This is a genomic window from Streptomyces sp. NPDC020362 (genome assembly GCF_040642095.1).
GTDB lineage: Bacteria > Actinomycetota > Actinomycetes > Streptomycetales > Streptomycetaceae > Streptomyces.
On the sequence record NZ_JBFAET010000021.1, the window covers coordinates 8,333 to 21,071 of the forward strand.

Sequence of the window (12,739 nt, forward strand, 5' to 3'; positions counted from 1 at the left end):
ACTCCGCCGACTCCGCCGACTCCGCCGACTCCGCCGACTCCGCCGACTCCGCCGACTCCGCCGACTCCGCCGACTCCGCCGACTCCGCCGACTCCGCCGACTCCGTCGGCGACGCTGCGACTTCCGGCACCTGTTCCGGCGTTGCCGTCCCCGCGTCCGGCGCGGACAGTTCCGGTTCTGCCGTTGCGGCCGCTGTGTCCGTCGCGGACGTCTTCGGTTCCGGCGCCGCCGTCTCCGTGTCCGGCGCGGACAGCTGTGTCTCCGGCACAGCCGAGTCCGTCTCGGACCCGATCGGCCCGGTTGTGCGGGCGGCAGGCGCCGGGGTGGCACCCGCGCCCTCGCTCACCGTCCGCCCGCCGGACTCCTCGTCATCGATACGCGGGGCCATGCCCTCTCCTAGGTCGCCTGATCGTGGTCGAAGGAAAAGGCGCGGCCCGCCGTGGGGGAGGGGGGTACGGGCCGCGCCGGTCGGTGGGGTGCGGGTCAGTACGGGCGCTGCATGCGGCGGCGCCACCAGGCGAAGGCGGTGCCGATCAGCAGGATCCCGGCCGCGCCCGAGGCCGCGGAGGCGGCGATGAGCATCGTGTTGCCGGAGCCGCCGGAGGAGGATCCGGCCGGCTGCAGGGCGTCGCCGAGCTGGCTGCGCACGTCGGCATTGCCGGACGTTCCCTTGGCGAGGGCGCCGCGGGAGCCCGCCGTCGGCTCGGCCACGTACGGGAAGTACTTCTCGAAGCCCTTGTCGTTCTTGTCGACCGCGTCACCCAGGTCGTTCTTGGAGCCGACCAGTTCGCCCTCGACCACCTGGAGAGAGGCGTCGATCACGTCGTCGGTGAGGCGACGGCCGTTCGGGAAGCCCGCGTTGTCGCCGTCGAGGACACCCAGCCGCTTGGGGTGCATGCTCGGCTTGATCGAGGTGTTGAGGCGCAGCTCCTCCGAGGGCTTCACGTTCGGCGGCTGGTTGAGGCCCTTGACGCCCTTGAGGAACACGTCGACGAGGTCGTTGCGCGGCTCGGCGGGCGCCTTGATCTTGTAGATCGACTCGATGAGCTTCGGCAGCTCGGGGTTGGTCACGTTCTTCAGGAACTGCGCGTCGTACCAGGGCTGGGACGCGTTGAACTTGTCCTTGTCCTTCTGCGGGTTGACGACCTCGTTGACCAGCGGGTTGCCCAGGCGCGAGACCTGCTCGTAGTAGCCCTGCGCGTTCTTGCGCTGGGTCGTCGACCAGATACCGACGACCGGCTGCTTGGCCGACTCGCGGATCAGGTCGTTGGGCACCTGGAGCGCGATCGTGTTGACGTTGTAGCCCTTGAGGGTGTCCCGTCCGACCTCGGAGAGGTTCCCGCCGTAGAGCAGGTCGAAGACGCGCAGGTCCGCGAAGAACGGGTCGTCGGCCTGGCCGGCGAAGGTCGCGGCGCCGCCCGCCGTCTTGTAGATGGCCTGCGACCGCAGCTTGGCGTAGTCCGGCATCGACGCCTTGCCGACGTCCGACGGCGCGACCGGAACGCCGTCCGCGACCCGCGTCTTGGAGACGACCTTCTGGTTGTGCAGCTTGATCAGATCGATGTCGTAGGTCTGCGTGATGTTGAGGTTCGGGTCGTCGAGGCTCTTCACCGCACCCGTGTTGTAGAGGAAGGTGTTCTTGTTCTTGACGTGCGTCTTGAAGGTGTAGCGGAACAGCAGCTCGCCCTGCGCGTCACCGTTGTTGTCGATGTGGATGTCGTACTGGGCGTCGTCCGCGAAGGTGTAGAAGTTCGGGCCGCCCGCCGGTTCCTCGAACGGGATCCAGTTGGCCACGATCGTCGTGGTGTCGGGCTTGTCCGGGCTGACGAACGCGTACAGGTCCGTGTTGTCGTACTGCGGGGTCCCCGAGATCAGCGGGGCCTCCCGGTGGGAGGAGGCGGAGGCCGCCCCGGGTTCCAGCGTGGCGACACCGGCGGCTGCGAGCCCTCCGGCGGCCAGCGCACCACAGATGAGCGTGACCAGGCCCTTGCGTCCTGTGCCGCTCCTGGAGAAGAGAGGTGTCATGCCGTCCGTCCTCAGTGCCAACTTGCCTTGACGGAGGGTGATACGGAGCCGAGGAGCCGATCGGATTGGTCCGGCGGAAGAATTTTTTTCCGTCTTTTGGACCCGCGTTTTCGGTCCGTTGATCCGTATCACCCGCCGGAGGTGTGCGCTCGTGCGGATGCGTGGAGTCAGAGGCAGGGCCGGCTGTGGCCACGGAAGGGGGACCGGGGTGGAGGCGGACGAGCTTCTGGTGCTCGTGGCAGGTGGGGATCAAAGGGCGTTCGAGGATCTGTACGCAGTGGTCTCCGGACCGGTGTTCGGGCTCGTACGGCGGGTGGTGCGCGACCCCGCCCAGTCCGAGGAGGTCGCCCAGGAGGTGCTGCTCGAACTGTGGCGCTCCGCCGCCCGGTTCGACCCCCGCCGGGGCAGCGCCCTCTCCTGGATCCTCACCCTCGCCCACCGCCGCGCGGTGGACCGGGTGCGCAGTGCCCGGGCCGCCGGCGAACGCGAGCAGCGCGAGGCCCTGCGCGCCGGGGAACCCGCCTTCGACCATGTCGCCGAAGAGGTCGAGGCGGGCCTGGAGCGCGAGTGGGTGCGCCGCTGCCTGGACCGGCTCACCGCCCTGCAACGCCAGTCCGTGACCCTCGCCTACTACGACGGCTACACGTACCGTGAGGTGGCCGAGCGGCTCTCGCTGCCGCTCGGCACGGTCAAGACGCGGATGCGCGACGGACTCACCCGGCTGCGCGAGTGCCTGGGAGGTGCCGCATGAGCATCTTCGGCCGCCTGCTGGGCCGCAAGGACCTGCACTCCCTCGCCGCGCCCTACGCGCTCGACGCCCTCGAACCCGGCGAGCGCCGCCGCTTCGAGAAGCACTTGGACGGCTGTGACCGCTGTGCCGCCGAGGTGCGCGCGCTGTCCGAGGACGCGGTGCGCCTCGCCTGGTCCACGGCCGCCCCGGCGCCGCCCGCCCTGCGGGAACGGGTGCTGGCCGCGGTGCGCACCACCCCGCAGGAGCAGGCACCGGCGCCCGCACGGGAGCGCGCGCGCCAGCTGCCGCCGCACGTCTGGGGCGCCCAGCCGCCGCCGCGCACCCGTACGCGCCCTCTCTTCGTCCCCTTCGCCACGGCGACCGCCGCGGCGGCCCTCGTCGTCGCCTCCCTCTTCGCGGTCCAGGCGAACCGCACCCGCGACCAGCTCGATGCCGAGCGGGCCCAGGCACGTGAGATCGCCCACGTTCTTGCTGCTCCCGACGCCCGCGCGGCCGGCGGCAAGGACGCCAGGGGCCGCAGTATCGGAGTGATCGCTTCCGCATCGGAGGGGCAGGCCGTCGTCACCCTCAGCGGATACGGTGCGCCGTCCGGAAACCGCGTTCACCAGCTCTGGGTCATGCGCCCCCATGTGCAACCGCGCTCCCTGGGGCTCTTCGAGGGCGACGCGCCCTTGGTCGCGAAGGGTCTCGACACGTCCTCGGCGTCACTCGCCGTAACCGTCGAGCCGGAGGGCGGCTCGGCGCAGCCCACCGGCCAGCCCCTTGTCCAACTCACCTTGAAATCGGTCGGATTCGGAGAGTAGTCATCGACGGATCGTCAACCGCCTTACAGGGAAGGTGAATCCTGTGGTCGAGATACCCGCATGCCTCCATGGGGCGATAGGGTTACCCTGCCCGGGCCGGGTGGACTCGTACGGGTGGGGAGTGACATGGAGCAGATAACAGTGCGCAGCAGGGCCAGGGTCCCTGCGATCACTTGCGGGAGCAGCGCGACCAGTTCGCGCCTCGACCGCCATCTTTCGGTACTGGCGGGTCCCGCCATACCGCAGCAGAAGGCGGCCGAGGCGACCTCGCTGATGCTTGAGCTGACGGCACGTGACAAAGCGCACCAGCGCAGCGACCGAGGCACGCGGGTCAGCCGCGTCTCCCTCTTCGCTCCGCTGCGTCGACTGCGCCGCTCGCTCTTCGGCGGGCACTGAGCATCTCATCCCGCTCCGAGCGAACCGGCGTTCCTCGCAAGGAACCTTCGAGGGGCCCGCGCTCAGGCCGTCACGCCGTCCCGGCGCAACGCTGCGATCTCGTCGTCCGTCATCCCCACGGCACGCAGCAGCGCCCCGGTGTGCTGTCCGAGCGCGGGCACGTCGCCCATCCGTGCCCCGTCCCCGCCCGGCAGCGTGATGGGAGGCAGTAGCGCCTTCAACGGCCCGACCGGCGACCCCACCTGACGCCACCGCTCCCGGGCCGTCAGCTGTGGGTGCTCCGCCAGCTCGTGCAGATCCCTGAGCCGGGCACAGGCGATGCCCGCCTTCTCCAACCGGGCCAGCGCCTCGTCGGCGTCCAGCACGCCCAGCGCGCCCGCGACCAGCTCGTCGGTCCGCTCCCGGTTCGCCACGCGCGCGGCATTCGTCGCGTAGTCCGGGTCCGTCCCCAGTTCCGGCCGGCCGACGACCTGTTCGGCCAGCCGCCGCCACTCCCGGTCGTTCTGCACCGACAGCAGCACCCGTCCGCCGTCCGCGGTCGCATAGGCGTCGTAGGGGGCGATGACGGCATGCGCGAGCCCGGTACGGGCCGGGGGCTCACCGCCGTGCATGGCGTGGTGCAGCGGATGCCCCATCCACTCGGCCAGCGCCTCCAGCATCGACACCTCCACCGGACCGCCCCGCCCGGTCGTGCCGCGCCGCACCAGCGCGGCCAGCACCCCCGAGAAGGCGTACATGGCCGCCGCGATGTCCGCCGCCGGGATCCCCGCCTTGACGGGCTGTCCGGGTGTCCCGGTCACCGACACGAGCCCGGCCTCGCACTGCACGAGCATGTCGTAGGCCCGCTTGTCCGCGTACGGGCCCGAGCTGCCGTATCCCGAGATGTCCACGGCGATCAGCCGCGGGTGCGCCGCGCACAGGGTGGCCGCGTCCAGACCGAGCCGGGCCGCGGCCCCCTGGGCCAGGTTCTGCACGAACACGTCCGCGTCCGCGATCAGCCGCCGTACGACGTCGAGGCCACGCGGGTCCTTGAGGTCCAGCGCGATGGACTCCTTGCCGCGGTTGCACCACACGAAGTGCGAGGCGAGACCGCCGGCCGCGGTGTCGTAGCCGCGCGCGAAGTCGCCGCCGTCGATCCGCTCCACCTTGACGACCCGGGCGCCCAGGTCGGCGAGCTGCCGGGTCGCGAAGGGCGCGGACACGGCCTGTTCGACGGCGACGACGGTGATGCCCTCCAGGGGCAGCGGGAGACGATCCATGGAGTGGATGATCTCCCCGACCGGCGGTTTTGTCAGTACCCGATCACCGCTGCCCGTGTGCGTACCTGCGTACGGCGAGGGGCAGGAACACCGCGGTCAGCACGAGGCTCCAGACGAGCGCCCCGGCGACCGGGTGGGCCACCGGCCAGGCGGCGCCGTGCGGTACGGGCGCGTTGCCGAAGAGGTCCCGCAGGGCGGTGGTCACCGCGCTGATCGGATTCCACTCGGCGAGCGTGCGCAGCCAGCCCGGCAGGTTGTCCGTCGGGATGTAGGCGTCGGACAGCAGCGGCAGCACGAAGGAGGAGGCGCCGAGCTGTCCGGCCGCGTCCTCGCTGCGGGTGAGCAGCCCCAGGAAGATCCCGGCGCACGTGCAGGCGAACCGGAAGAACAGCAAGAGTCCCACCGCCGCGGCGGCCTTTGCCCCGGACCCCTCGATCCGCCACCCCACCGCGAGCCCCACCAGCAGCAGCGGCACCGTGCCGACGGCCGTGACCGCGAGGTCCGCCACGGCCTGGCCGAGCGGTACGGCGGCCCGGCTCACCGGCATCGTGCGGAAGCGGTCCATGACGCCCCGGTGGGTGTCCGCGGCGGCCTGGAACATCCCGGTCATCAGCCCGCCGGCCGCGGTCGCGACCAGCAGCCCGGGCACCAGGAAGGAGCGGTACTCGCGGCCGGGCATCGCCAGTGCGCTGCCGAAGACGTAGCCGAAGAACAGCAGCATGTTGATCGGCATCATCTGGGTCAGGATCGCCAGGCCCGGACTGTTGCGGACCCGGCGCAGCTGCCGGCCGGCCATGGCCAGGCCGTCGTACGCCAATGCGCTCACAGCACCGGCTCCCTGTCGTCGGCGGCGGACTGTCCGGTGAGGCGGAGGAAGACGTCGTCGAGGGTCGGCGGTCTCAGGCGCACGTCCAGCAACGGCACTCCGGCCGCGTCGAGTTCGCGCACCAGGCGGGGCAGGGTCAGGGTCGGGTCGGTGCTGACCGCGCCGACGGCGCCTCGCTCGTGGTCGAACACGGGAGCGGAGCCGGTGAGCCGGTCGAGCACGCCGGCCGCCGCCGTCAGCCCGTCGGCCCCGGTGACGACGGCTTCGGCGTACGACCCGATCAGCGCCTTGAGCCCGGCGGGCGTCCCGGTGTGCGCGACCCGTCCCCGGTCCACCAGGGCGATGTCGTCGGCGAGCCGGTCGGCCTCCTCCAGGTACTGCGTGGTGAGCAGCACGGTCGTGCCGTCCGCCGTCAGCTCCCGCACCGCCTGCCAGATGCGGTTGCGGCTGGCCGGGTCGAGCCCGGTGGTCGGCTCGTCGAGGAAGAGCACGTCGGGGCGCCGGACGAGGCTCGCCGCCAGATCCAGCCGGCGCCGCATGCCGCCCGAGTAGGCCGAGACCTTCCGGTCGGCGGCCTCGGCCAGCCCGAACCGCTCCAGCAGCTCCCCGGCCCGCCCGGCCGGCCCCCGCACGCGGTGCAGCCGTGCGAACAGCCGCAGGTTCTCGCGGCCGGTGAGGTCCCCGTCGACCGAGGCGTACTGTCCGGTGACGCCGATCCGGCGCCGCACGGCCGCCGCCTCGCGCACCAGGTCGTGGCCCGCGATGCGCGCCGAGCCCGCGTCGGGCCGCAGCAGTGTGGTCAGCAGCCGGACCGCCGTCGTCTTCCCGGCGCCGTTCGGGCCGAGCAGCCCGCAGACCGTCCCCCGGGGCACCGCCAGATCGAGTCCGCGCAGGGCCTGCACCGCGCCGAAGCGCTTCTCCAGACCTTCACTAAGTACAGCGTACGTAGTAGTCATGGGCCGACCATACCGCACTGCGTACGCTGTACGTAACTAGGATGGTGGCCGAGGTGATGATCGATGGCACTCCGAGGGGCCGTCCCCGAAGTGATCTGGGCGCGCCCCGAGCGCACGGGCCGCGGCCCGAAGCCCGCGTACACGCGTGACGACATCGCGGCCGCGGCCGTCCGGATCGCCGACGCAGAGGGGCTCGACGCGGTGTCCATGCGGCACGTGGCGGCCGAACTGGGCTGCGGCACCATGTCGCTGTACAACTACGTCCCCCGCAAGGAGGACCTGTACGAGCTGATGGTGGACGCGGTCAGCGCGGAGCACGTCCCGTGGGAGCCGAGCGGGGACTGGCGGGCGGACCTGCTCCGGGTGGCGCACGAGACGCGGGCGCTGATGTACCGGCACCCGTGGATTCCGCGTCTGATGTCCCCGGTGTACGGCTTCAGCCCGCACGCCCTGCGCTATCTGGAGCACTGCCTGGCCTGCCTGGACCCGCTGGAGGCGTCCTACGGCACCAAGCTCGAACTGATCGCCATGCTGAACGGTGTGGTGACCGCCTACGTCCGCAACGAACTCGACACGGCCGAGCGTGTGCGCGCGCTGCCCTGGTCCCAGGACGAGGAGAACGCGGTGCGCATGGCCTACCTGGGCGGCCGGATCGCGTCCGGCGCGTACCCGAGGATGGCGGCGGCGTTCAGCGAGGATCCGGGACCGATCGACCTGGAGGCGGTGTTCCGGCGGGCGCTGGAGCGCGTCCTGGACGGGTTCGCGCCGCGCTAGCAGAGCCGGTCCGGCGGCTGCGGGTCCGGCCGGTGGCCGCGTCCGGGCGGGGGAGCCGCACGGCGGTCCGGCTCACGCCCGCGGCGCGCGAAGGACGCCTAGGGCGTCGCACGGCCGGCGGCGGCCCTGCGGAGCCGCTCCTAGAGCAGTGCGAACTGACCCTCGGGCCCTTCCTCGTGGTGGTCCAGCACCGAGGCCGGGCGGCGCGCCGCATCCGGGACGGGGAGGACGCCCGCCCGGTGCAGGCCGGCCGTCGTCAGGGGTGAGGTCACCGTCAACTCGGCCCGTAGCGGGCGCAGTTCCGCCAGCAGGGCCAGAACCGTGATCAGCTCCAGCAGCTCCGACGTCCAGGCCTGGGGCCAGGTCGTGGGGCGGATCGCGGCCAGGGTGCCGGGCTCGGCAAAGGACGTGCGGGCCGTGAACCAGGTCTCCAGGACGCGGACTCCGGCCACCTCGTAGTCCCAGGCCTCGGGCGGCACGGGGGAGATACGGCCCTCGTCGAGGTGGAGGGTCTCCTCGTCGCGGTCGTAGTGGAGGGCCAGGGGCAGGGCCGGCAGGGGTGCGCGGACGTAGGGGCGGCGGCCGCCCGGGAGCTTGGGGCGCTCGCCGTCGCGGCGCATCAGCCACAGCATGCGGCGGCCCAGCTCGACGCCCCGGGCCCAGAGCCCGGCGTCCTCGGTGAGCGGGACGGCGAGGCCGGGGCGGACCGTGGCCAGGATCCAGGCCAGGACGTCCGGTGGACAGGGGCGTTCACCCAGGAGGGTCGACAGGTGGTCCAGCAGGCCCGGCGCCAGGTTCGGCTCCGCGCCGCCCGGGCGGCGGTACAGGGGACGGATGCGGCCGGTGCGCTGGGTCGGGGGCAGGGAGGTCGCCAGGACGGGGTCGTCCCCGGCCGTCTCCGTGCCCGTCTCCACCACGAACACCTGCTGCTCGTCCGCTACCCGCCACAGCTCCGGGCGGGCCGTGTCGATCAGCCGGTGGTCCGGGATCAGCCACTGCTCGTCGAACGGTCCGGTCAGCACGCGGACCGGCTCCGCGCAGGGGCCCTCGGCGCGCGCCAGTCGCTCCGTGCCGGCCGCCCGGCCGGGCAGCTGGCCCACCGCCGAGTGGAGCGTGCGGGAGCGGGTCGGCTCGAACAGGGCCTCACGGTCCGGCCCTTCGGCCTTCAGCAGGGCCTCCCAGCGGGCCCTCAGGGAGGCCGGGTCGGGCGCCGTCGGCCAGGCGCGGCCCAGCCGTAGCGGTGCGACGGACCACGGCATGAGGTCCGCCAGCAGCGGAGCGTCGTCGTGCGTCACGCAGGGCATGGTACGGCCTGACCGGGGAGCCGGGGCCAGAGGGCCGAGGCGGATCCGTCCTCAGGTGGCCTCCAGCGTCACCGTGAACGAGAAGCGGTCGCCCCGGTAGTGGATGACCGCGACGTCCAGCACCCGGCCGGCGCTGTCGTACGTCACGCCCGTGTAGTGCAGGATCGGGCTGAGCAGCGGCACCTGGAGCAGCCGGGCGGTCTCCGGGTCGGCGAGCCGGGCCTCCACGGTGTCCGTGATGCGGCTGATGTCGGCCCCGACCACGTCCCGCAGCACCTTGGTCATGGGCCACCGGACCAGGTCCTCCAGGTCGATGCGCGCGGCCAGTTCGGGACGGACGTGGTTGACGGCGTGGTTGGTCGGCTCGCCGGTCTTCTCGTCGCTGCGCAGGCGGTGGTACGTCGCCACCTCCGCGAGGTCCGGGAAGTGCTCGGCGAGGGCGGGCGGCACGGGGGCGCGGCCGTGGTCCAGCAGCTCGGTCGTCATGCCGGACTGCTGGGCCACGATCGCGTCCACCGAGCCGAGGAGCCGCACGGGTGCCCCGCGCCGCACCCCGGGCTCGATGAACGTGCCGCGCCGCCGGTGCCGGCTGATCAGCCCCTCGTCCTCCAGCTCCTTCAGCGCCTGCCGCATGGTCAGCACACTGACCCCGTAGTGCTCCGCCAGCTGCTCCTCGGTGGGCAGGCGCAGCGGGTCCTCGGTCGAGCGGCCGAGGATCGAGGCGCGCAGCGACTGCGACACCTGGTACCACAGCGGCAGTTTGCGGTTCAGGACGATCGAATCCGGAGCGAAGGAGGTCACGCGGCTATCCGTACCTGTCGGGCCTCGCTAGTGCAATGGCCGGAAGTGACGTTCGAGGCCCTGCCACACGTCGTCGTACCGCTGCTGGAGGTGGTCCGCGCCTGCCGCCTGCGGGGTGAGCGTCACCGGCCAGCGGGTCTCGAACATGAACGCCAGCCCGTCGTCGATCTTCTGCGGCCGCAGTTCGGCGGCGCTCGCCCGGTCGAAGGTCTCCCGGTCCGGGCCGTGTGCCGACATCATGTTGTGCAGCGAGCCGCCGCCCGCCACGAAGCCCCCCTTTCCGGCCGTCTTCGCGTCGTAGGCGCCCTCGATGAGGCCCATGTACTCGCTCATCACGTTCCGGTGGAAGTACGGCGGCCGGAAGGTGTCCTCGCCCACCAGCCAGCGCGGGGCGAAGACCACGAAGTCGACGCCGGCCAGGCCCGGGGTGTCCGACGGGGAGGTCAGAACGGTGAAGATCGACGGATCCGGGTGGTCGTACGAGATGGTGCCGATCACATTGAAACGGCGCAGGTCGTAGACGTACGGCACATGGTTGCCGTGCCAGGCGACCACGTCGAGGGGCGAGTGGTCGTACGTCGCCGTCCAGAGGTTGCCGCAGAACTTGTTCACCACCTCCACCGGGCCCTCCACGTCCTCGTACGCGGCGACCGGCGCCCTGAAGTCCCGGGCGTTGGCGAGGCCGTTGGCGCCGATGGGCCCGAGGTCGGGGAGCTGGAACGGCGCCCCGTAGTTCTCGCACACATAGCCGCGAGCCGTCGGGCCCTGCCCGCCGTCCGATGCAGTGTCCAGCAGCTCCACACGGAAGCGCACCCCACGCGGAATCAGCGCCACGTGGCCCGGTTCCACATGCAGCCTGCCGAACTCGGTGTGCAGCAGCAGCCCGCCGCGCTCCGGCACGATCAACAGCTCCCCGTCGGCGTCGCTGAACACCCGCTCCATGGAGGAGTTCGCGTGGTACAGGTGCACGGCGACGCCGGTGCGCTGGGTCGCGTCGCCGTTGCCCCCGAGGGTCCACAGGCCCGCCAGGAAGTCCGTGCCGTGGGGCGGCTCGGGCATCGGGTCCCAGCGCAGCCGGTTGGGGTCGGGCACCGTCTCGGCGAAGGGGGCCGTACGGATCGCGCCGTTCTCGGCGCGGGTGAACGCCGGGTGCGCGGCCGACGGGCGGATGCGGTACAGCCACGAGCGGCGGTTGTGGGCCCGCGGCTCGGTGAACGCGGTGCCGCTCAGCTGCTCCGCGTAGAGGCCGAGCGGCGCGCGCTGCGGCGAGTTGCGGCCCTCGGGCAGGGCGCCCGGTACCGCCTCCGAGGCGTGCTCATTGCCGAACCCGGAGAGATACGACAGTCCCTCGGCGGTCTTCCGTGCGTCCCCGCTCATGATCGCTCCCTTGCGCTCCGATTCCTATGTATCACCGTAGGAATGAGTGAGGGACGGCGCAAGAGGGCCCCGGGTCCTCCCTCCGGGGAAGGGCAGGAAACCAGACTCCAGAGGGATTCGGCCGCCGGAGCGGTGTTCTAGTCTCCCCGGCATGTCGTGGACGCGCAGAACCCTCACCGCGCTCGCGGCCTGCGTCCTGCTCTCCCTCGGATCGGCGGGCTGCGGGACCGGCGGGGCGCACGGGCACGGCGGCGCCGTGTCGCCCTCGCCGGTGGGCAAGGTCCTCGACGACACCGACGACACCGGCCGCCACCTGCGGGAGGTCGGCAAGAAGGACGCGCCCGAGGTCGGCATAGAGGTGACCCCCGACCCGGTCGGCGGCTGGGACGTCCTGCTGACCCTGCACCATTTCCGCTTCTCGCCGGCCGGCGGGAAGCCGAGGGCGCTGCCCGCACGCGGGCTGGCCTGCCTCCTGGTCGACGGCCGCCCGGTGACCCGGCTGCGGGCGCGCGGGTACCACCTGGCCGACCGCCTCGTCCCGCACGGCACCCACCACGTCACCGCCCGCCTCTACGCCGACGACGGCACGGTGTGGGCCGTGCGGGGCAAACCGGTCGAGAGCACCGCCGACGTCACCGCCTCCGGCGCGGAGACGGACCCGTCCGCAAGCCCCTCCGCAGAACCGGCCGACCCCTCGGTGGGCACCACGACCGTCACCGTCGGCCCGTGAGTGCACCGGCCACCCGTCCTCGTACTGTGGGGCGAGGTTCACCGGATCCCGGCGGAAAGGCATCATGAAGCCCGTGCCCCATGCGACATCGCTTCGCCGCGCGCCCGTCCAGCGGCGCAGTGCCGAACGGCTGACCAGGATCCTCGACGCCTGCGCCGACCTCCTCGACGAGGTCGGCTACGACGCCCTGAGCACCCGGGCGGTCGCCCTGCGCGCCGAGGTGCCCATCGGCTCGGTCTACCGCTTCTTCGGCAACAAGCGGCAGATGTGCGACGCCCTGGCCCAGCGCAACCTGGAGCGGTACACCGAGCGTGTCAGGGAGCGGCTGAAGCGGGCTCGGGGCGGGGATGCCTCCCGCGGGAGCGACGCCGGGAGCGGGGGAGGCTGGCGGGCCGCGATGGACGCCGTACTGGACGAGTACCTGGACATGAAGCGCACCGCGCCCGGCTTCTCCCTGGTGGACTTCGGCAACCAGATCCCGGTCGGAGCCCGGCAGGCAGGCCCCAACACCCGGGTCGCCGAGCGCCTCACCGACCTGCTCTCCGGCTACCTCGACCGCACCCCCGACGAGGAGCTGGCCCGGGTCTTCCTCGTCGCCGTGGAGAGCGCCGACACCCTGGTGCAGCTGGCCTTCCGGGTCGACCCCCAGGGGGACGAGGCGATCATCCGGGAGACGCGGGAGCTGCTGCGGGCCTACCTGGGGCGCGTCCTCGACTGAGCCGGGCGAAGGGTTTCCG

General features: G+C 72.2%; 13 protein-coding genes and 1 pseudogene. 6 read left to right on the forward strand and 8 right to left on the reverse strand.

Features of this window, described 5'->3' with window-relative positions; translation table 11 throughout:
- Both AB0H32_RS11550 and AB0H32_RS11555 read right to left on the reverse strand, forming a co-directional pair.
- Window positions 1-388, reverse strand: a pseudogene (locus tag AB0H32_RS11550) (hypothetical protein); the annotation flags it as partial.
- Window positions 389-483: 95 nt separating this feature from the next.
- A complete protein-coding gene (locus AB0H32_RS11555) occupies window positions 484-2,025 on the reverse strand; it encodes a DUF4331 domain-containing protein (protein WP_361117950.1) in 1,542 nt (513 codons plus the stop codon).
- Window positions 2,026-2,233: 208 nt separating this feature from the next.
- Between AB0H32_RS11555 and AB0H32_RS11560 the strand changes: the two genes are divergently transcribed.
- The 3 genes from AB0H32_RS11560 to AB0H32_RS11570 all read left to right on the forward strand — a co-directional run bounded on the left by AB0H32_RS11560 (window position 2,234) and on the right by AB0H32_RS11570 (window position 3,975).
- Window positions 2,234-2,776 (forward strand): sigma-70 family RNA polymerase sigma factor, encoded by a 543-nt coding sequence (locus AB0H32_RS11560; protein ID WP_361117953.1) that lies wholly within the window; start codon window positions 2,234-2,236, stop codon window positions 2,774-2,776.
- The gene (locus tag AB0H32_RS11565; protein WP_361117955.1) at window positions 2,773-3,579 is read left to right on the forward strand and encodes an anti-sigma factor; all 807 of its coding nucleotides are present in this window, start codon (window positions 2,773-2,775) and stop codon (window positions 3,577-3,579) included. The genes AB0H32_RS11560 and AB0H32_RS11565 overlap by 4 nt, the downstream gene beginning before the upstream one ends.
- Before the next feature lie 126 nt (window positions 3,580-3,705).
- Window positions 3,706-3,975, forward strand: a complete 270-nt coding sequence (locus tag AB0H32_RS11570) for a hypothetical protein (RefSeq protein WP_361117958.1) — start codon at window positions 3,706-3,708, stop codon at window positions 3,973-3,975.
- Window positions 3,976-4,037: 62 nt separating this feature from the next.
- On the opposite strand, the gene AB0H32_RS11575 is transcribed toward AB0H32_RS11570, so the two are convergent.
- From AB0H32_RS11575 to AB0H32_RS11585, 3 genes are read right to left on the reverse strand one after another with little or no spacing between them, the layout of a single operon-like run.
- Window positions 4,038-5,234 (reverse strand): CaiB/BaiF CoA-transferase family protein, encoded by a 1,197-nt coding sequence (locus AB0H32_RS11575; RefSeq protein WP_361117960.1) that lies wholly within the window; start codon window positions 5,232-5,234, stop codon window positions 4,038-4,040.
- Window positions 5,235-5,277: 43 nt separating this feature from the next.
- Complete coding sequence (locus AB0H32_RS11580) at window positions 5,278-6,060, reverse strand: ABC transporter permease (protein ID WP_361117963.1); 783 nt, start codon at window positions 6,058-6,060, stop codon at window positions 5,278-5,280.
- Window positions 6,057-7,016 (reverse strand): ATP-binding cassette domain-containing protein, encoded by a 960-nt coding sequence (locus tag AB0H32_RS11585; protein WP_361117966.1) that lies wholly within the window; start codon window positions 7,014-7,016, stop codon window positions 6,057-6,059. Before AB0H32_RS11585 ends, AB0H32_RS11580 begins: the two co-directional genes overlap by 4 nt.
- Window positions 7,017-7,079: 63 nt before the next feature.
- On the opposite strand from AB0H32_RS11585, the gene AB0H32_RS11590 reads away from it, so the two are divergent.
- Window positions 7,080-7,790, forward strand: coding sequence for a TetR/AcrR family transcriptional regulator (locus tag AB0H32_RS11590; protein WP_361117969.1), 711 nt, complete (start codon window positions 7,080-7,082; stop codon window positions 7,788-7,790).
- Between the two features lie 140 nt (window positions 7,791-7,930).
- Here AB0H32_RS11590 and AB0H32_RS11595 read toward each other — a convergent pair whose 3' ends face one another.
- The 3 genes from AB0H32_RS11595 to hmgA are packed head-to-tail and all read right to left on the reverse strand — an operon-like array spanning window position 7,931 to window position 11,272.
- Window positions 7,931-9,094 carry a type ISP restriction/modification enzyme gene (locus AB0H32_RS11595; protein WP_361117971.1) on the reverse strand — a complete coding sequence of 388 codons (1,164 nt, stop codon included), beginning with the start codon at window positions 9,092-9,094 and terminating at the stop codon, window positions 7,931-7,933.
- A gap of 51 nt (window positions 9,095-9,145) precedes the next feature.
- On the reverse strand, window positions 9,146-9,895 hold the full coding sequence (locus tag AB0H32_RS11600) for a GntR family transcriptional regulator (protein ID WP_361117974.1): 750 nt from the start codon (window positions 9,893-9,895) through the stop codon (window positions 9,146-9,148).
- Window positions 9,896-9,922: 27 nt separating this feature from the next.
- Window positions 9,923-11,272, reverse strand: coding sequence for a homogentisate 1,2-dioxygenase (hmgA, locus tag AB0H32_RS11605; RefSeq protein WP_361117977.1), 1,350 nt, complete (start codon window positions 11,270-11,272; stop codon window positions 9,923-9,925).
- Between the two features lie 151 nt (window positions 11,273-11,423).
- On the opposite strand from hmgA, the gene AB0H32_RS11610 reads away from it, so the two are divergent.
- Together AB0H32_RS11610 and AB0H32_RS11615 are read left to right on the forward strand one after the other, a co-directional pair.
- The gene (locus AB0H32_RS11610) at window positions 11,424-12,002 is read left to right on the forward strand and encodes a hypothetical protein (RefSeq protein ID WP_361117979.1); all 579 of its coding nucleotides are present in this window, start codon (window positions 11,424-11,426) and stop codon (window positions 12,000-12,002) included.
- Window positions 12,003-12,066: 64 nt separating this feature from the next.
- Window positions 12,067-12,720 carry a TetR/AcrR family transcriptional regulator gene (locus AB0H32_RS11615; RefSeq protein ID WP_361117982.1) on the forward strand — a complete coding sequence of 218 codons (654 nt, stop codon included), beginning with the start codon at window positions 12,067-12,069 and terminating at the stop codon, window positions 12,718-12,720.
- Window positions 12,721-12,739 lie beyond the last annotated feature (19 nt).